Source organism: Bradyrhizobium sp. USDA 326 (assembly GCF_049739485.1).
Classification (GTDB): Bacteria; Pseudomonadota; Alphaproteobacteria; order Rhizobiales; family Xanthobacteraceae; genus Bradyrhizobium.
Map to the genome: position 1 here is coordinate 6,174,421 of NZ_JBMGQA010000001.1, position 16,358 is coordinate 6,190,778.

Annotated in this window: 19 protein-coding genes; 12 read left to right on the forward strand and 7 right to left on the reverse strand. The window is 63.6% G+C overall.

Annotated features, from left to right (window positions below):
* Positions 1-73 precede the first annotated feature (73 nt).
* The 3 genes from ABIG06_RS28935 to ABIG06_RS28945 form a co-directional block, all read right to left on the reverse strand.
* Positions 74-379: a hypothetical protein gene (locus tag ABIG06_RS28935; RefSeq protein ID WP_028182079.1), complete on the reverse strand. Its 306-nt coding sequence runs from the start codon at positions 377-379 to the stop codon at positions 74-76.
* A gap of 73 nt (positions 380-452) precedes the next feature.
* A complete protein-coding gene (locus ABIG06_RS28940; RefSeq protein WP_370139487.1) occupies positions 453-1,148 on the reverse strand; it encodes a DUF2161 domain-containing phosphodiesterase in 696 nt (231 codons plus the stop codon).
* A gap of 96 nt (positions 1,149-1,244) precedes the next feature.
* Positions 1,245-1,925 (reverse strand): SDR family oxidoreductase, encoded by a 681-nt coding sequence (locus tag ABIG06_RS28945; protein WP_370139488.1) that lies wholly within the window; start codon positions 1,923-1,925, stop codon positions 1,245-1,247.
* 121 nt (positions 1,926-2,046) lie between these two features.
* Here ABIG06_RS28945 and ABIG06_RS28950 point away from each other — a divergent pair, with 121 nt between their 5' ends.
* Positions 2,047-2,796 carry an SGNH/GDSL hydrolase family protein gene (locus ABIG06_RS28950; protein WP_370139489.1) on the forward strand — a complete coding sequence of 250 codons (750 nt, stop codon included), beginning with the start codon at positions 2,047-2,049 and terminating at the stop codon, positions 2,794-2,796.
* On the opposite strand, the gene ABIG06_RS28955 is transcribed toward ABIG06_RS28950, so the two are convergent.
* On the reverse strand, positions 2,797-3,540 hold the full coding sequence (locus ABIG06_RS28955) for a tyrosine-protein phosphatase (RefSeq protein WP_370140931.1): 744 nt from the start codon (positions 3,538-3,540) through the stop codon (positions 2,797-2,799).
* A gap of 86 nt (positions 3,541-3,626) precedes the next feature.
* On the opposite strand from ABIG06_RS28955, the gene ABIG06_RS28960 reads away from it, so the two are divergent.
* Positions 3,627-3,953: an MliC family protein gene (locus ABIG06_RS28960; RefSeq protein ID WP_124158960.1), complete on the forward strand. Its 327-nt coding sequence runs from the start codon at positions 3,627-3,629 to the stop codon at positions 3,951-3,953.
* Between the two features lie 109 nt (positions 3,954-4,062).
* Here the strand turns inward: ABIG06_RS28960 and ABIG06_RS28965 are convergent, their stop codons facing one another.
* On the reverse strand, positions 4,063-4,266 hold the full coding sequence (locus ABIG06_RS28965; RefSeq protein ID WP_061876531.1) for a DUF2735 domain-containing protein: 204 nt from the start codon (positions 4,264-4,266) through the stop codon (positions 4,063-4,065).
* A gap of 540 nt (positions 4,267-4,806) precedes the next feature.
* On the opposite strand from ABIG06_RS28965, the gene ABIG06_RS28970 reads away from it, so the two are divergent.
* The 5 genes from ABIG06_RS28970 to ABIG06_RS28990 all read left to right on the forward strand — a co-directional run bounded on the left by ABIG06_RS28970 (position 4,807) and on the right by ABIG06_RS28990 (position 8,509).
* Positions 4,807-5,841, forward strand: a complete 1,035-nt coding sequence (locus tag ABIG06_RS28970; RefSeq protein WP_124158961.1) for a glutamine synthetase beta-grasp domain-containing protein — start codon at positions 4,807-4,809, stop codon at positions 5,839-5,841.
* 189 nt (positions 5,842-6,030) lie between these two features.
* Positions 6,031-6,732 carry a GrlR family regulatory protein gene (locus ABIG06_RS28975; RefSeq protein WP_370140932.1) on the forward strand — a complete coding sequence of 234 codons (702 nt, stop codon included), beginning with the start codon at positions 6,031-6,033 and terminating at the stop codon, positions 6,730-6,732.
* A gap of 18 nt (positions 6,733-6,750) precedes the next feature.
* Positions 6,751-7,434, forward strand: a complete 684-nt coding sequence (locus ABIG06_RS28980; RefSeq protein ID WP_370139490.1) for a substrate-binding domain-containing protein — start codon at positions 6,751-6,753, stop codon at positions 7,432-7,434.
* Between the two features lie 32 nt (positions 7,435-7,466).
* Positions 7,467-8,288, forward strand: coding sequence for a tetratricopeptide repeat protein (locus ABIG06_RS28985; RefSeq protein WP_370140933.1), 822 nt, complete (start codon positions 7,467-7,469; stop codon positions 8,286-8,288).
* A 71-nt stretch (positions 8,289-8,359) separates the two neighbouring features.
* Positions 8,360-8,509: a hypothetical protein gene (locus ABIG06_RS28990; protein ID WP_007609497.1), complete on the forward strand. Its 150-nt coding sequence runs from the start codon at positions 8,360-8,362 to the stop codon at positions 8,507-8,509.
* 149 nt (positions 8,510-8,658) lie between these two features.
* On the opposite strand, the gene ABIG06_RS28995 is transcribed toward ABIG06_RS28990, so the two are convergent.
* Positions 8,659-10,263 carry an IS1182 family transposase gene (locus ABIG06_RS28995; RefSeq protein WP_370134232.1) on the reverse strand — a complete coding sequence of 535 codons (1,605 nt, stop codon included), beginning with the start codon at positions 10,261-10,263 and terminating at the stop codon, positions 8,659-8,661.
* A 190-nt stretch (positions 10,264-10,453) separates the two neighbouring features.
* On the opposite strand from ABIG06_RS28995, the gene ABIG06_RS29000 reads away from it, so the two are divergent.
* Both ABIG06_RS29000 and ABIG06_RS29005 read left to right on the forward strand, forming a co-directional pair.
* Positions 10,454-11,158: a hypothetical protein gene (locus ABIG06_RS29000; RefSeq protein WP_124158964.1), complete on the forward strand. Its 705-nt coding sequence runs from the start codon at positions 10,454-10,456 to the stop codon at positions 11,156-11,158.
* A 228-nt stretch (positions 11,159-11,386) separates the two neighbouring features.
* Positions 11,387-11,845, forward strand: coding sequence for a hypothetical protein (locus ABIG06_RS29005; protein WP_370139491.1), 459 nt, complete (start codon positions 11,387-11,389; stop codon positions 11,843-11,845).
* 53 nt (positions 11,846-11,898) lie between these two features.
* On the opposite strand, the gene ABIG06_RS29010 is transcribed toward ABIG06_RS29005, so the two are convergent.
* Positions 11,899-12,630 carry a DUF3750 domain-containing protein gene (locus ABIG06_RS29010; RefSeq protein WP_370139492.1) on the reverse strand — a complete coding sequence of 244 codons (732 nt, stop codon included), beginning with the start codon at positions 12,628-12,630 and terminating at the stop codon, positions 11,899-11,901.
* Positions 12,631-13,125: 495 nt separating this feature from the next.
* Between ABIG06_RS29010 and ABIG06_RS29015 the strand changes: the two genes are divergently transcribed.
* The 3 genes from ABIG06_RS29015 to ABIG06_RS29025 all read left to right on the forward strand — a co-directional run bounded on the left by ABIG06_RS29015 (position 13,126) and on the right by ABIG06_RS29025 (position 16,221).
* On the forward strand, positions 13,126-13,476 hold the full coding sequence (locus tag ABIG06_RS29015) for a hypothetical protein (protein ID WP_370139493.1): 351 nt from the start codon (positions 13,126-13,128) through the stop codon (positions 13,474-13,476).
* Between the two features lie 176 nt (positions 13,477-13,652).
* Positions 13,653-15,275: an ABC-F family ATP-binding cassette domain-containing protein gene (locus ABIG06_RS29020; RefSeq protein WP_370139494.1), complete on the forward strand. Its 1,623-nt coding sequence runs from the start codon at positions 13,653-13,655 to the stop codon at positions 15,273-15,275.
* A gap of 70 nt (positions 15,276-15,345) precedes the next feature.
* Positions 15,346-16,221 (forward strand): MBL fold metallo-hydrolase, encoded by an 876-nt coding sequence (locus ABIG06_RS29025; protein ID WP_370139495.1) that lies wholly within the window; start codon positions 15,346-15,348, stop codon positions 16,219-16,221.
* Positions 16,222-16,358: the final 137 nt, after the last annotated feature.

Consider the following 16,358-nt stretch of genomic DNA (forward strand, 5'->3'; position numbering starts at 1 on the left):
ATAACGGACAGGAATCAAAAAGCGGACCGGCACGGCCGGTCCGCTTTCGTATTCCGGGTAGTGAAGTGAACGCTCAGGTGCCGGTGCGCTTGTCGTTGCCGAAACGGCGGACGACGCGGCGCTCGACCACCACGGAGCGCTGCGCGCCCTGTTCACCGGCGATGACGCGCGTGGCAGTGATACGGCTGTTGGTGCGGGCCTGCTTCTTCACCTCGGCTTGGACGACGTCGAGCGGCATTCCCATCAAGGCTGCGGCGATTTCGGCCTGCTGCGCCTGATCGTCGGTGATACCAACGGCGGCGAAGATCGCCTCGTCCAGGGTGGGCGGATCGTGGCGCACGCGCCGCGTGCCATATTTGGTGTTCCAGTCTGCGCTCATAACGGCCTCGTTTTGATGCCGGGATACCTAGTGCCCTGAATGTTGCATTGCAATATGAAATCGGTGTGGCAGCTCAGCTATGCACCGTTCGGGACACAGCACCTGCAACGACCTCCACCCGTTGCTGAGGCCAGCGCTTCAGGGCTGCGTCTCCGGCTTCGGTGAGCCGGTAAATCCCCCGCTCAGTGCGTTCGAACCAGCCATACACATTGTTAAGCAAGATCTTGCCGGCATCGGGACAGCGTTCCCGCAGTTCGCGCACGTGCTTTGGGCCTTCGGCGAGCGCCGACGCGCAGGCCAGAGCCTGCTGCCGATAGGCCGTCATGATCGGTGCGCGGGTGCTGCCGCCGAGCACGGGATCACCCTGGCGCCGCTGATGCTCGGCGACGAGGCGCGAGCGCACCTTCGGCTCGCGGCGTGGCGCCGCAGTCGGCGGTTTCACCAGCACTTCGACCTGGCCGCGATCGGTCACGCCGAGCATGCCGAAGCCGAGACGGCGGCAGAGATTGCGATAGCGCGCATCGCTCTCGCGTCCCTTGCCACGCGCCGACATCTTCGCCGCGATCCAGACCTCGTCGCCGGCCGGCGCACGGTCGACCGCCTGCAGGATCAGCTCGAGATTGAAGGCAAGCTTGAGTTCGCCGATGACCACGACCGGCGGATCGCCGGCGCTGAGACCGACGAGATCGCAGCCGCCGATCTCGCCCTTGACCGTGAAGCCAAGCTCCTCGAGGAAGCGTTTGACGGGAAGATAGAGTGCGGTTTCCAAGGGAGCGTCCGATCGGAGAATCAGTCGGGAGCAGTCTAGGGCCTTCTCGGTCCAGATTGAATCACAGCCGCTCGGATGCTGCCGACAAGCTTCGACTTACATCCGCCCGCCCACCGGGATCAGCGCACCGGTGACACCGCTTGCGGCATCGCTGGCGAGGAACAGGATCACCTCGGCGAGTTCCTGTGGCGTCACCCATTTGGAGAAATCGGCCTTCGGCATGTCGGCGCGATTAGCCGCGGTGTCGATGATCGAGGGCAGCACGGCATTCACGGTGACCTTGCCTTTCCATTCGTTGGCGAGCGCCTCGGTGAGGCGATGCACGCCGGCCTTCGAGGCCGCATAGGGCCCCATGCCGCTGCCGGCCTGGAGCGCGCCCATCGCTCCGATATTGACGATGCGACCCGCCTTGGACCCGGCGAGGTGCGGCAGCGCCGCGCGCGAGGCATTGAGCGCGGTGAGCACGTTGAGGGCATGCATGCGCTGCCACGTTTTCATGTCGCCGTCGCCGACGGTCTCGAAGGCGAAGCCGCCGGCAATGTTGATCAGTGCGTCGAGCCGGCCGAAATGATTTGCGGCCGTCTCAACGGCGTTGTTCGCTTGCGCTGCGTCGGACAGGTCGACACCGCCGATCTCGATGCGTTCGTGCGTCGCTGACAGTTGCGAAGGCGCGTGGTTGATGCCGGCAACGCGCGCGCCGCGCGCCAGCGCGGCCTCGGCAACGACCGTGCCGAGTGCGCCGAGCGCGCCGGTCACGATGATAACTTTTCCCTGCACGGTGCTTCTCCGTCCGTCGAAAACTGCGCCGACTATTTGCGCGGTCCGAATTGGACTTGCAATGGCGGCGGCTTCAAGGCTGAATGGTCGCTGCAACCTTGGATCGCGCGAGGGGATTGATATGTCCGAGAGTCTGCCGGCCGTGGACTTTCCCCAAGGCATCATCAAGCTCGAATATCCGCTGCGAAATTTCTACGACGCGCTGCACGGACAAGAGCCAGTTCGTGTCGTGGCAATGGGGTCGTCTTCGACGGCAGGGCGGGAGGACGTTGTGCCTTACCCCTATCGTCTCGAAATGTATCTGAGGCGGCATTACGCAGAACCGTTACCGAACGTGCGGATCGACGTGTTCAACCGTGGCAAGGGTGGTCAGGAGGCGCCGGAAGAACTCGAGCGGTTCAATCCCGACATCTTTCGCGACGCCCCGTCGCTGGTGCTCTGGCAGGTCGGAACGAATGCTGTTTTTCACAAGGAGAAGTACAAGTTCAAGGATGTCGTCGGCGCGATCACCAAAGGGGTGCAGCGATTGCTTCAGTCGCGTCAGCCTGCGATGGATGTCGTATTGATCGATCCGCAATACGTGACCGCCATGCTTCGGGACGACTACGCCGAGCTCTCCGAAGAGATCGTGTCGGCGATCCGCGAGATCGCAAGAGCCGCGAAGGTGAACCTGTTTCAGCGCTGGGCCTTGATGCGGCATTGGCATGTGCAGAACGGCGTGTCATTCGAGCAGATGCTCGATCCGACCGATCAGCCCGACATGCTTCATCAGAGCGACTGGAGCACGCTCCAGCTTTCCAAAGCCTTGTGCAAAGCGATTACGGATGCGACCAGCTCGGCGGGCTGGTTAGCGGCCGAAGTGAAGCCCTGATCACGCTTGCAGATAGCGCGCCTTCAGCGCGTCTCGCTCTGCCGTGCCGAGCTCGAGCCCGTCGCGCAAATAGGTTTCGAGATCGCCATATTCGCTGCCGACCGCCTCGAAAGCGGCTGCAAGGTACGAGGCCTCGACGCTGCCGATCGCGTCGAGAACATCTGCGGGCAGATCGGAGGCGTTCGACGGGTCTCGCTTGTAGTGCCGGTTGGTCAAGAGATAATCCTCGGCGATGACCTCGTCCGCCACGCCGAGCGCATGCAGGATCAGCGCGCTGGCGAAGCCGGTGCGGTCCTTGCCGGCGGTGCAGTGGATGACCAGCGGCGCGCGGTCTTCCAGCAGATGGCCGAACAGCGCACGGAAGCTGTGCGTGTTGTGGCGGACATAATTGCGATAGGACTCGCGCATGAGCTCGAGCGCCACGACCGCGGTCAGCGTGCCCTTCGCCAGCTCGGCGCGCAGCCCGGCCACGACGGTCGGTTCGATCGGAAGCGAATGCACCGTGATCTCGTCCACGACGCAGATGCCGGCCGCGCGCTCCTCCAGGCCACGGAAATCGAAGGCGCTGCGCACGCCCAGCGCCCGGACGACCTCGATGTCGGCAGCAGTGAGCTGGCCGAGATGGTTGGAGCGGAAAATGTGCCGCCAGCGTGTGGTGCGGCCATCCATGGTCGGGTAGCCGCCGAGGTCGCGGAAATTGCTCGCACCCTGGAGGGCGAGATGACGGGCAGGGGAGTCCTTCAGCGAGGAGTCTTGCATGGGATCAGCTTGGGTTATGGTTCCACTGGATACACGTTTGGCGTCCTTGCGGTCTATTACAGGGGGAGATCATGGGCCGGCACAAGGCCATTGCTTTAACGGTCAGCATGCTGGCGGGCGCAATGCCCGGTGCGCGGCAGGCCGATGCGCAGACCTTCCAAACCTACCGCTGCGCCGATGGTACGCAGTTCATCGTCGGGTTTTATGACTACGACAAGCGCGCCTTCCTCCAGATCGATGGCGAGCCCGTCACGCTCGCCAAGCGGCTGGCGGTTTCGGGGGCGCGCTATTCGGGGGCGGGAGTCACGCTGAGGATTCCCAAGACCGGACCTGCCACGGTCAAGCACCTGAAGCGGCCGGTCACGGCATGCGCGGTGGTCGAAAAGCCCGGGATCTAGCCGGGGGCGCTGGAATTAAAAAAGGGCCGAAACGCCGTTGTTTCGACCCTTTTTCAAACCGTCGCCGGTCGCTTGCGAAAGCCCGGCACTGTCAGTTCCGTGGCTGGCATCAGCGATCCCATTTCGGCTTGGCTTCGTCGACCGCATCCTGATGATACCAGCTGTCGCTGCAGATCGAGACGTTCGAGGGCAGCGAGGCGTGATCGGCAGGAAGGCGGGTCTCGCCATAACGGCGTCCCCCGAGCGCCGCACGGCCGCCGACGGGGAATTGGTAGATCTTCGCAGATCCGTGACTAAGACCATTGTTCATCATTACGATTTCTCCTTGGTCGAAGCGCCTTGGCCTCCATGGTGCGCCCGACTCGTTCGATTGTGGTTACTGGAATCCCCATATCGGCCGGGCTTCCCGGATTGGAAAGTGCTGAAAAGGAAATCAGTTTCCGCCCAATTTGTGGGCAGGCAGCCTTCTGCATCGTCTAAGGCACGATCCCTTTTGACCAACGCATGGGCCATTCCGAAGGTTGCGGGGCAGGGGGCGGATAGTTTGCGAAAATTGCCGGACGTTGATGCGCGTTTAGTCGGCAACTTCCGGGACCATGCTAGCTGCTCCAGAATCGGGCGTTTTCCGAGGAATTTTGCAGTGCAGCTTCACGTGAAGGTGCGCGGCTATGACGCACAGTGCCGTGAGTGGTTCGCCGGCGACGTGGGGAGGTCGGCCGCGGTGGAAAACCGCCCGTCCTGCGGCTTTTTGGCACGTAAAATGCTTGGAAAGCGTCGGCCGATGATGGCCGGGTACAAAACGTGCGGGGGCCTCCAGGCCCCCAACCTTTCGCATCATCTACAGAGAGGCTCAATGACCAAGTACAAGCTCGAGTACATCTGGCTCGACGGATACACGCCGACTCCGAATTTGCGCGGCAAAACTCAGATCAAGGAATTCGCGTCGTTCCCGACGCTCGAGCAGCTTCCGCTCTGGGGCTTCGATGGCTCCTCCACCCAGCAGGCCGAAGGCCACAGCTCCGATTGCGTGCTGAAGCCGGTCGCGGTGTTCCCGGACGGTGCGCGCACCAACGGGGTGCTGGTGATGTGCGAAGTCATGATGCCGGACGGCAAGACCCCGCATCCGTCCAACAAGCGCGCCACCATCCTGGACGACGCCGGCGCCTGGTTCGGCTTCGAGCAGGAATACTTCTTCTACAAGGATGGCCGTCCGCTCGGCTTCCCGGAATACGGCTATCCGGCGCCGCAGGGCCCGTACTACACCGGTGTCGGCTATAAGTTCGTCGGCGACGTCGCCCGCAAGATCGTCGAAGAGCATCTCGACCTCTGCCTCGCTGCCGGCATCAACCATGAAGGCATCAACGCGGAAGTCGCGAAGGGCCAGTGGGAATTCCAGATCTTCGGCAAGGGCTCCAAGAAGGCCGCTGACGAAATGTGGATGGCCCGCTACCTGATGCTGCGCCTGACCGAGAAGTACGGCATCGACATCGAATTCCACTGCAAGCCGCTCGGCGACACCGACTGGAATGGCTCCGGCATGCACGCCAACTTCTCGACCGAGTACATGCGTACGGTCGGTGGCAAGGAGTATTTCGAGGCGCTGATGGCCGCCTTCGACAAGAACCTGATGGACCACATCGCCGTCTACGGCCCGGACAACGACAAGCGTCTGACCGGCAAGCACGAGACTGCGCCGTGGAACAAGTTCAGTTACGGCGTTGCCGACCGTGGTGCCTCGATCCGCGTTCCGCATTCCTTCGTCAACAACGGCTACAAGGGCTATCTGGAAGACCGCCGTCCGAACTCGCAAGGCGACCCCTACCAGATCGCTTCGCAGATCCTGAAGACGATCGCCTCCGTGCCCACCGACAAGAAGGCTGCGGCCTAAGATCCTCCCGGCCCGGGCTGGGGGCTGGCCCGGGTTGGAGCTCAATCCGCCGGAGCGAAGGCTCCGGCGGATTTTTGCATTTGGATGGAAGGTTCCTGTGTCTGCCGACCTCGGCTTCGCGAAACTTGTCGATCGCCGCCGAACGCGGGATAGTGGACGCAGATGCGCGCAGGGCCGGGGACACGGCTGGTGTTTGAAGGCTTCTACAAGGTGAGATTTCAGCTCGGCGATGCCGTCGGCCGGAGCGTAATGCATGCCGGCAACGGCAAGATGCTCGGCGGCAATTCGGCCTTCGCCCATATCGGTACTTACGTGAAGACCGGTGAGGGCGTGGACGTCGTGATCAACACCGTCCGCCATAACCCGGATCCGAGCTACCGCGCCATGGCCGGCACCGACGATGCCACCTTGATCGCGAAGGGCTGGGCCGACGGCGATCTCTACCGCTTCAAGGGCGAGCTCAAGGAGCTGCCCGGCGTGCCCTTCCAGTCGCTGATGACGCCGATCACCGAAGACGAAGTGCCGATCGCCGGCGGCGTCGGCGAAGCGGGCATCGCCGATGGTCTCTACTCGCTCCATCTGCGGATGCTCGACGGTCTCGGCGGCGGTTTCACCGGTGTGATGCTGCTCAACCAGGGCCGCATCCTCGGCGGCGACGCGTCGTTCTATTATCTCGGCAGCTACACCGCCGCGAACGGCCGCTGGAAGGGCCAGATTCTCAACCAGGAGCACACGCCGGCCAAGGACGATCCGATCTTCGGCGGCCATGAGGTCGGCATCGGCTTCTCCGGCAGCTATGACAGCGAACAGGTGGTGCTGGAGGCGACGGCGCTGGCCGGCAAGCGCAGCCTGCGCCTCACCGCCGCGCTCAAGCTGATGCATCGCGCCTGATCGCGCCAGGAACTGCTCATGGAAAACGTTCGTATGCTCTCGACGCTCGGCCTCATGGGCGCGATGCGCAGCCTGTCGTCTGCCTACGAGGCTGCGACCGGCATCCATGTCGATGCCGATTTCGCGCCGACCCTGGCGCTGCTGAAGCGGTTGCGCGAGGGCGAGGGCGCCGACCTCGTCATCCTCACCCGCGAAGGGCTCGACGAGATGATCGGCGAGGGGCGCGTGATTGCCGGGAGCGCGGCCGACCTGGCGCGGTCCTTCGTCGGCATCGCCGTGCGGGCCGGGCAGGCGCGCCCCGGTATCGGCAGCGAGGCGGCGCTGCGCGCAACCCTGCTCGCAGCGCGGTCCGTCGCCTATTCGCGGCTCGGTGCGAGCGGCGTGTACTTCGCCCAGCTGATCGCGCGGATGGGGATCGCGGCGGAGATCAACGCCAAGGCCACCATCGTCGAGCAGGGATTTACGGCGGAGCGGCTCGTGACCGGCGAGGCGGACCTCGCCGTGCAGCAGATCAGCGAGCTGAAGCAGGTCGGCGGCATCGAGGTCGTCGGCCAGATCCCGCACGATTTGCAGACGCCGGCCGTGTTCTCCGCCGGCCGGATGACGAACGCGAAACATGCCGACTCCGCGGATCGCTTGCTGCGCCATCTGGCGTCGCCGGAGGTCGCCCCCGTCCTGCGCCAGTCGGGACTTGAGCCTTGAATTTGCCGAGGCGGAGACGCAACGTGATGACCATGCGGACTTACCTCCTTGCCATGCTCTTCGCGCTCGCCGTGCCCCTGACGGCGCAGGCGCAGTCGGCCGATCTCGTTCTATGCGACCGGGTCGCTGGCGATCCCAGCGATCCCGACAAGCCGGCGGACGTGAAGGGCGTGGCGGAGATCGCGTCCTCCGACATCGCGACCGCCATCAAGTTCTGCAGGCAGGCCGCGCCATCCTCGCGGCGCGCCATGTTCGCGCTCGGCCGCGCCTATGCGGCCAACAGGCAGACGGCCGAAGCGATCGCGGCCTGGCGCAAGGCCGCCGACAAGGGATCGAGCGCGGCGATGGTCGAGCTCGGTGTCGTCTATGCCACCGGCTCGGGCGTCGCCAAGGACGAAGCGCAAGCGCGAAAGCTGTTCGAGAAGGCGGCGCAGGCCGGCAATCCCCGTGGCGTCAGCAATCTCGCCGCGCTCGGCGGCGCAGGTGGTGCCGCGCCGGCCGATCCCGCGCAGGCACGCGCGCTGCTCGGCAAGGCTGCCGAGACCAACGCGGAAGCGCAGTACCAGCTCGGCCTGATGCTCTCCGAAGGCACGGGCGGTGCCAGGGACGACGCCGCGGCGCGTGCACTGTTCGAGAAGGCGGCGGCACAAAACCATCCCGGCGCATTGGAGCGGATGGGCGCCTTCGCGCAGGAAGGCCGCGGCGGTCCGAAGGACAAGGACGCCGCGAAAGCCTATTACGAGCGCGCCGCAGCGCTCGGCGATGAGGACGCCAAGAAGGCGCTGGAGCGCATTCGCTGTCCCTATGCGATCAAGGACAAGCAGGGCAGGCTCGTCACCACGCTGTGCTTCTGAGCAGAGCCGGGACCTGACGGAACCCGGCTCGCGCGTACGTCGTTGACGTCCGGACAAAACGGAGCGCGATCATGATCCGCAAACTGGCATCGGGCGAATACCGCCTCTATTCCCGCAAGGTGAATCCGAAGACCGGCAAGCGTCGTAATCTCGGCACGTTCAAGAGCCGTGCAGCCGCCGAGAAGCACGAGCGCGAGGTGCAGTACTTCAAGCGTCACTGACGCGTGAGGGCCTTTTCCGCGATCCGGAGACAAAAGTCGACAAAACAACCCCATGCACAGTAGCCAAGCCGTTGAAATCACACGCATGCGGATTTTGCGAAGTCGATTTGACCCGTCGAGGCTGAGCAAGAATTGGTTCGTTGGCGGTCCTAGGCCGTAGCGGATGGGGTGATTGCCAGCGGGGACTGAAATATTCGCCAGAAGGTCGCTAGAGCAACCTTTATGCCCTGCAGGAGGGCTGCGAGGGTGCATCGGCAAGGAGCAAGCGTCTTTGCGAGTGCGGCCAGAAACGTGTCGAACCCAAGGATGTTGAGCACGCGAGTGAAGTTGTAGCAAAGCGCCATCAGGCTCCACTCGCCGCGGACCTTGTCGAAGCCGCGGACCAGGAAATGACGATAGCCGGCACGGCATTTGAGCGTGCCAAACGGATGCTCGACGATGCCAGAGCGACGGCGCATCAGTTCGCCTGCGCCTTGCATCCGCGCGCGATGGCGTTCAAGAACGTCTTCATGCTCCCAGCGACCGATCGTCCGGTAGGCTGCGTTTGAGCCGAGGCAGCGGACCTTGAGCGGGCAGGTCCTGCAGATCACTCCACGCGCCGCGTAGCGGATCTCGATGCGGCCACTGGTGTTCTTTTGCCTGCTCTTCATCGGATGTAGCAGTTGGCCGGCGGGACAACGGTAGGTGTCGGATGCACCGTCATAGTCGAAATCCTTGAGGGCAAAGCGGCCTTCCTTCTCGAGCCGAGCGTTGCCCTCCGGCACCGGCACATAGGCCGTGATGCCATCGTCCTCGCAGGCCTTCAGCTCGAGACTGCTGTAATACCCCTCATCAGCCAGCGCCTGGAGGGACTTGACCTCAAGGGCCTTTTTTGCCGCGATGGCCATCGCATGCAGCTGGCCGACATCGCTGCTGTCGTTGACCACCTCGCTGGCGACAATGAGCTTGTGCTTGTCGTCGACGGCGGTCTGCACATTGTAGCCTGCGACCCCCTGGCCGCTCTTGACCAGAAGCCGGGCATCCGGATCGGTCAGGCACAGCTGCGTCTGGCCGCTCTCTTCCAGTCGAGCAAGATCAGCTTGTGCGCGCGAGCGCTTGGCCATCAGCGCCGCGACCTTCGCGCCGATGTCGCCGCTATCTCCGCCGCCGCCGTCGGGCCCATCCTTGCCCGGCTTCCTGGCTTCTGCGGCATCATTGTCCTCAAGGGACTTGCCGTAAGCCTCGATCTCCTGGTCAAGCTTTGCGATCTGATCGGCAAGCCTCTTGCGTGTAAAGACGCTGGCCTTGCTGGCGTCGCCATGGAAAAACGAGCCGTCAATCGCAACAACGCTGCCGCCGACGAGACCGAGTTCGCGCATCAGCAGCACGAAGCTGCGGTTGGCCTCCTTCAGAGCCGCCCAGTTCTCCTTGCGGAAGTTGGCGATCGTTCGATAACCCGGCTTCAATCCCTTCAGCAGCCAGATCAGTTCCAGATTGCGGCCAGCTTCCCGTTCCAACCGACGCGACGACCGGATTTGGTTGATGTAGCCGTAAAGGTACAGCTTCAGCAGATCGGCCGGATCGTACGGCGGCTGGCCGACCCCTTCGGCCTTGCGATCAGCGTGGCGAAAGCCGAGCTTGGCAAGGTCGAGGACGCCAACGAAGCTCTCGATCGCCCGGACCGGGTTGTCCGCCCCGACATAGTCCTCAACCCGCGCAGGAAGCAGACTGAGTTGTTCTCGGCTCTCGCCCGTCTTGAATGTGCGATTCGTCATGAACAGAATCGTACATCAACTCCCCAAAATGCCGAGTTCTTGCTCAGACTCGTCGGGCAAAACAGGGGCATGATGGCATCGTGGTGGACGTGCGTTCCGTGGCCGGTGCTGCGCGGAAAAGCCGGTGGTTTCAGTGCGGCGACGATGCTAGGTAGCCGACAATTGTTTTCCGATTTGTGGATTCAGGGCATTGCTGGACGGGCTCTACAAGGTTGAATACGGCGTCAACGACGGGTTCGGCCGCAGCATCATGTGCCTGCATGACGGCAAGATGCTGGGCGGCAATTCGGGCTTTGCGCATCTTGGCAGCTATGTCGAGCGTGACGGCGAGATCATCGCCCAGGTCATCACCGAGCGGCACAATCTGGACCCCAGCTACAAGCCGCTGATGGGTGCGGATGTCGCCTCGATCGCAGCGCGCGGCCGGCTCTACGGCAACCAGATTCGTTTGGAAGGCGGCGCGGACACCATGCCGGGCGCTCCTTTCTGGGCCAACCTCACGCGGCTCGATGACGGCGCGCTGCCGCCGCGCGGCACGATCGGGCAGGGCGGCATCGCCAACGGACTCTATGGGATGGGCCTGCGTGCGCTCGATGGCGTCGAGGCCGGCCTCTCCGGCGTCATGCTCCTGATCGATGGCCGCATCCTCGGCGGCGATGCGTTCTTCTACTATCTAGGCTCCTATTCCTCGGCGGACGGCCGCTGGAAGGGCGAGATGCTGAACCAGGAGCACACGCCGGCGAAAGGCGAGAACCCGGTGTTCGGCGGCCTCGAGGTGGGGATCGGCTTCTCCGGGACCTGCACGGAAGACAGCGGCGAGTTCGAAGGCATCGCGCTCGCGGGGAAGCGAAGCTTGCGCCTTGCAGCCTCGCTCAAGCTGATGAGAAGGGCGTAGACGGCGACCTGTACTTGCACTGTCGGCCACTCGAAATCGCGGAGACGGATGCCGGCAGATTGAACGTTCTTCTTGGGCGGGGCAGCTCTGGGGGACGAGACCGCGTTTTACATCGGCACGGAGCCAATCTCCGGATGATCGGAGCGGCAATCGCGACCTGACCGATGGCAACGGCTTAGGAACAAACCAGAACCTCATGCGTAGTCGGGCGAGCACGTGGAGGCTTTGATGACGACGACGCGAAACCGGGTGCCTCTCCATTCATCCGAGACCGACAACCGCCGCATCAAACGCACGATGCAGGCCAACGTTGCCTATTTCGCCCAGCACCGCGATCAAATCCCCGTCCGCCTACGAGAAATCGACGAAGAATGGGATATCGAGAGAGCGATCGAAGCCAATGCCGCGGTGATCGCTTTCGCCGGCGTCGCGCTGGCCGCCACCAACAGCCGGCGCTGGCTTGCACTTCCGGCGTTGGTGACGAGCTTTCTGTTTCAGCACGCCATCCAAGGCTGGTGCCCTCCCGTCCCGGTGTTGAGGAAGCTGGGCTTTCGCACTTCCTATGAAATCGAGGAGGAACGCCGAGCTCTCATGGCGCTGAGAGGCGATTTCGGGCACCCAGCCGAGAGTGCGGATGAGGCCCTTCGAGTTTCCACCGGCGCGGCGAACCTGGCCGTTTCGACCTAGCCCCGCCGAGGCTAGCGTGAACCAGCCGACGGCCCGACTTGAAATCCTTGCCGTTACAGGCCTGGCGTTACCCCAAAGCGGCCGAGCCCAGGCAGCTTGAGCGCCGGGCGTCGGATGTCGAGCCCGAGCACGGCGCCGAAGAAATTGATCTCCAGACCTTCGACCCAGCCGAGCGAGAAGCCGATGTATCCGGCAAGCGAGGCGTAGATGCCCGTGCCGGACGCCGTCAGGCCGAACCATTTGCCGGTGTACGGGAAGTCCTTGCCGATCGCGGTCGGCGGCAGGACGGCGCGGAGCTCAGGGACGGAGTCGAGTGCCGCCTGCACGAAGGTGTTCGAATTGGGACCAGGCCAGACGCTGTAATCTCCATAGGATCGAAACTTGTAGTTTTCGATCACATATCGGATTTTCGGGATCAGCGCCGCCGCGCGCTCTCCATCGACGGCTACGATGGTTTCCGGCACAGCGCCGAACCACCGCCCGTCCGGAGCGAAGCCGTTGGTGCGGATCGGCTCGCCCCACGCCGTGTAGTCATAGCGGGTGTAGGTCGCCGCATCCTTCTCTTTGACGACGATCCAGGTGTGAATCGCGAAGATGCTGCGCCATCTCACCGTTCTCGCCCCGAACACCCGTATCACGGCTTCGCGATGATCGGCTGCGGCGGCCAGAAGACCCGCACTCGACCGGTCGGCCGTTTGCCAATTCTGGCGGTCATCGCCCAGCCAGAAATATCTCGCCGCCGATGCGGTGAGCGGTGCGATGACGAGGAACAGAAAGATGAGCAAGGGTTTCTTCAAGGGAGCAGTACGGCAGGGCCTTCGAAATCATATAGTTCGCACGAATGCCGGCGCCATAGCTGCTCCCATGGTTCCCAACGCGCTTGTCATCAGAGCCGGACAGGCGTCTGGGATCAAGTAGTTCCGCAACGGACCAGGATTGGAGCGCGCGCATGGACATCAAGGACGCCGCGGCAATGACCGAAGCCTCCGGGCTGACGGACGATCAGGGCGGCATACAGCAGACGTCCAGCCCCCGGTCGGGGCCCCGAGAGCAAACACGGGCTTTCGGCCCGCAACTTCGTTCGCCCTCGTCGGACACCGCGAAGCGATGGGCCGACCAGTTGCGCCAGGTGACAGTCAAGGCGCCTTTGAGGTCGTTGCTTGTGGCTTTTCTAGCCGGAGCATGGATCGCTCGCCGTCGATAGGAGCTGCGCGTTTGCGCGATTCATCACGAGGAACCCAGCGATTTCGGAGCTGGCAACGGATCGAGGGAGAGGACAAATGAGGCTTCTTGCGGCGGTCGTGACCATTCTTCTGGGCACCATTTCGTTCTCCATGGCACAAAGCTCGGGAGGCTCTTCAGGCGGTTCTTCATCCGGCGGCGCGAGCACGGCTGGTTCGAGCGGCGCGGGTGGCTCGACGCTCTCGAACGGGACGACGCTCAGCGGAACTGGCGGTTCGCCAGGCCCCAACACCCTCGATGCAAAAAACCGGAGAACGACGGGCGCAAGACCCGGTGCTACCCCTTCTGATCAGGAAGGCGGTGGATCTCGACCGAGTTACAACACGCCCGCCGCAAACGCTGCCATCCAGCAGCTCGGAAATACCAATACGGGCATCCTCAAGAAGTGACGATCGTCAAGACCGGCGGCGGCTCGACCACCAGGAGGTGGGTCATCGGGTCTTTAATCCCGAAAGCTGCGGTCTGAACGACGGTATTGCGGCCGGGGTGGTGCGCTGGTGCGGGCTTCCCCTGGAAGCCCGCATGGCCTATGACGCTGCAACGCAAAAATCCCCCAAAAGACCTCATGATCCGCCTCGACAACGTCAGCAAGCAAGCCGGCCACCAGATCCTGTTCATCGAAGCCTCCGCCGCCCTGAATAGGGGCGAGAAGATCGGCCTCGTCGGGCCGAACGGCGCCGGCAAGACCACATTGTTCCGGATGATCGCCGGCGAGGAGCTGCCCGACGAGGGGCAGGTCTCGACCGATCGCGGCATCACCATCGGCTATTTCAACCAGGACGTCGGCGAGATGTCTGGCCGCAGCGCGGTGGCCGAGGTGATGAACGGCGCCGGCCCCGTCAGCGAGGTCGCGGCCGAGCTGCGCGAGCTCGAGGCCGCCATGGCCGATCCAGACAAGGCCGATCAGATGGACGAGATCATCGCGCGCTATGGCGAGGTGCAGCATCGTTTCGAGGAGCTCGACGGCTACGCGCTCGACGGCCGTGCGCGCGAAGCGCTGTCCGGTCTCGGCTTCAGCCAGGAGATGATGGACGGCGACGTCGGAAAGCTCTCGGGCGGCTGGAAGATGCGCGTGGCGCTGGCGCGCATTCTCCTGATGCGTCCCGACGTGATGCTGCTCGACGAACCGAGCAACCATCTCGACCTCGAAAGCCTGATCTGGCTGGAAAAATTCCTGCACGACTACGAAGGCACGCTGCTGATGACCTCGCACGACCGCGAGTTCATCAACCGCGTCATCTCCAAGGTGATCGAGATCGATTCCGGCTCGCTCACCACCTACACCGGCGACTACGAATTCTACGAGCAGCAGCGGGCGCAGAACGAGAAGCAGCAGCAGGCGCAGTTCGAGCGACAGCAGGCCATGCTCGCCAAGGAGATCAAGTTCATCGAGCGCTTCAAGGCGCGCGCCTCGCATGCGGCCCAGGTGCAGAGCCGGGTCAAGAAGCTCGACAAGATCGAGCGCGTCGAGCCGCCGCGCCGCCGCCAGAGCGTCGCGTTCGACTTCCCGCCGGCGCCGCGCTCCGGCGAGGACGTCGTCGCGCTCAAGAACGTGCACAAGGGCTATGGAGCTAAGCGCATCTATGACGGGCTCGACTTCATGATCCGCCGGAAGGAGCGCTGGTGCGTGATGGGCGTCAACGGCGCGGGCAAGTCGACGCTGCTCAAGCTGGTGGCCGGTGCGAGCGAGCCGGACGAGGGCTCGGTGGCGCTCGGCGGCAGCGTCAAGATGGGCTATTTCGCCCAGCACGCGATGGACCTGCTCGACGGCGAGCAGACGGTGTTTGAGTCACTCGAATATGCATTTCCGACCGCGGGGCAGGGCTCCTTGCGCGCGCTCGCCGGCTGCTTCGGCTTCTCCGGCGACGACGTCGAGAAGCGATGCCGCGTGCTCTCAGGCGGCGAGAAGGCGCGGCTCGTGATGGCCAAGATGCTGTTCGACCCGCCGAACTTCCTGGTGCTGGACGAGCCGACCAACCATCTCGACCTCGCCACCAAGGAGATGTTGATCAACGCGCTGTCGGACTTCGAGGGCACCATGCTGTTCGTCTCGCACGACCGGCACTTCCTGGCGACGCTGTCGAACCGCGTGCTGGAGCTGACGCCGGAGGGGATTCATCAGTACGGCGGTGGCTATACGGAATACGTCGCGCGGACCGGTCAGGAGGCTCCGGGGCTGCGGAGCTAGCATTCCGCTGCGCGGCTTGACGCGTTGACGCCTCGCGCTACGCTCCTCGAAAAAAGGGAGCGAAACAACCATGAAGCAACTCCGGATCGGCGACATCACCATCGATGCGGTGATCGAGCGGGAAGGGCCGTGGCGGCGGCCGCAGGATTTCTTCCCGGCCTATGACGAGCGCGTGTTCGCCCGCCATCTGCCGACGATGGAGCCGGAGGTGTTCGACGCCGAGCGCGGCATGATGGTCATTACGTATCAGACCTTCGTGGTGCGGACGCCGCGCCATACCATCCTGGTCGATACCTGCACCGGCGAGGACAAGGGTCATCCGCCGCCGTTCGATTTTCCCGGCAAGGAACGCTGGCGCAACGAATTGTTCGCGCTCGGCATCGGCTTCGAGCAGATCGACTACGTCTTCTGCACGCATCTGCACATCGACCATACTGGCTGGAATACGAGTTTGCGCGATGGACGCTGGGTGCCGACGTTTCCGAATGCGAAATACGTATTCCACAAGGGCGAATATGCGGCCTGGGAAGCCGAGCATGCCAAGGGCAGCAATCCGCCGGGCACGGTCTTCCGCGACAATTGCCTGCCGATCGTCGAGGCCGGGCAGGCGCTGCTGGTCGATGACGACTACGCGCTCGATGATACCGTGACGCTGACACCGACGCCGGGGCATTCGCCCTGCCATTGCTGCGTGAACATATTCTCCAGAGGCCAGAGCGCGGTGGTCGCGGGCGATCTCATGCATCACCAGATCCAGTGCCGCGAGCCGGACTGGTCGGCGAAGCCGGACTGGGATCCGAAGCAGTCGGCGGTGTCGCGGCGGAAGTTCTTCGCCTCCGTCGCGGATACCGACACGCTGATCCTGCCGGTGCATTTTCCGACGCCGACGGTGGGATGGATCAGGCCGCTGGATGGGGCGTTCGATTACCGCTTCAAGCGGGAGTGACTCTTTCCGTCATGGCCGGGCTTGTCCCAGCCATCCACGTGCTTTGCCGCGCGGAAGCAAGAACATGGTTGCCCGGGACAAGCCCGGGCATGATGAGTTCGTGGAGCAATTGCTCGCTGAAGAAGCAACGAAGTCGC

What these genes read in the sequence shown, in the direction of transcription:
- ABIG06_RS28935 (WP_028182079.1), bottom strand. Translation starts at nt 379, where the DNA reads ATGAGCGCAGACTGGAACACCAAATATGGCACGCGGCGCGTGCGCCAC.
- ABIG06_RS28950 (WP_370139489.1), top strand. Translation starts at nt 2,047, where the DNA reads ATGTCCGAGAGTCTGCCGGCCGTGGACTTTCCCCAAGGCATCATCAAG.
- ABIG06_RS28960 (WP_124158960.1), top strand. Translation starts at nt 3,627, where the DNA reads ATGGGCCGGCACAAGGCCATTGCTTTAACGGTCAGCATGCTGGCGGGC.
- ABIG06_RS28965 (WP_061876531.1), bottom strand. Translation starts at nt 4,266, where the DNA reads ATGATGAACAATGGTCTTAGTCACGGATCTGCGAAGATCTACCAATTC.
- ABIG06_RS28970 (WP_124158961.1), top strand. Translation starts at nt 4,807, where the DNA reads ATGACCAAGTACAAGCTCGAGTACATCTGGCTCGACGGATACACGCCG.
- ABIG06_RS28980 (WP_370139490.1), top strand. Translation starts at nt 6,751, where the DNA reads ATGGAAAACGTTCGTATGCTCTCGACGCTCGGCCTCATGGGCGCGATG.
- ABIG06_RS28985 (WP_370140933.1), top strand. Translation starts at nt 7,467, where the DNA reads ATGCGGACTTACCTCCTTGCCATGCTCTTCGCGCTCGCCGTGCCCCTG.
- ABIG06_RS28990 (WP_007609497.1), top strand. Translation starts at nt 8,360, where the DNA reads ATGATCCGCAAACTGGCATCGGGCGAATACCGCCTCTATTCCCGCAAG.
- ABIG06_RS28995 (WP_370134232.1), bottom strand. Translation starts at nt 10,263, where the DNA reads ATGACGAATCGCACATTCAAGACGGGCGAGAGCCGAGAACAACTCAGT.
- ABIG06_RS29005 (WP_370139491.1), top strand. Translation starts at nt 11,387, where the DNA reads ATGACGACGACGCGAAACCGGGTGCCTCTCCATTCATCCGAGACCGAC.
- ABIG06_RS29015 (WP_370139493.1), top strand. Translation starts at nt 13,126, where the DNA reads ATGAGGCTTCTTGCGGCGGTCGTGACCATTCTTCTGGGCACCATTTCG.
- ABIG06_RS29020 (WP_370139494.1), top strand. Translation starts at nt 13,653, where the DNA reads ATGATCCGCCTCGACAACGTCAGCAAGCAAGCCGGCCACCAGATCCTG.
- ABIG06_RS29025 (WP_370139495.1), top strand. Translation starts at nt 15,346, where the DNA reads ATGAAGCAACTCCGGATCGGCGACATCACCATCGATGCGGTGATCGAG.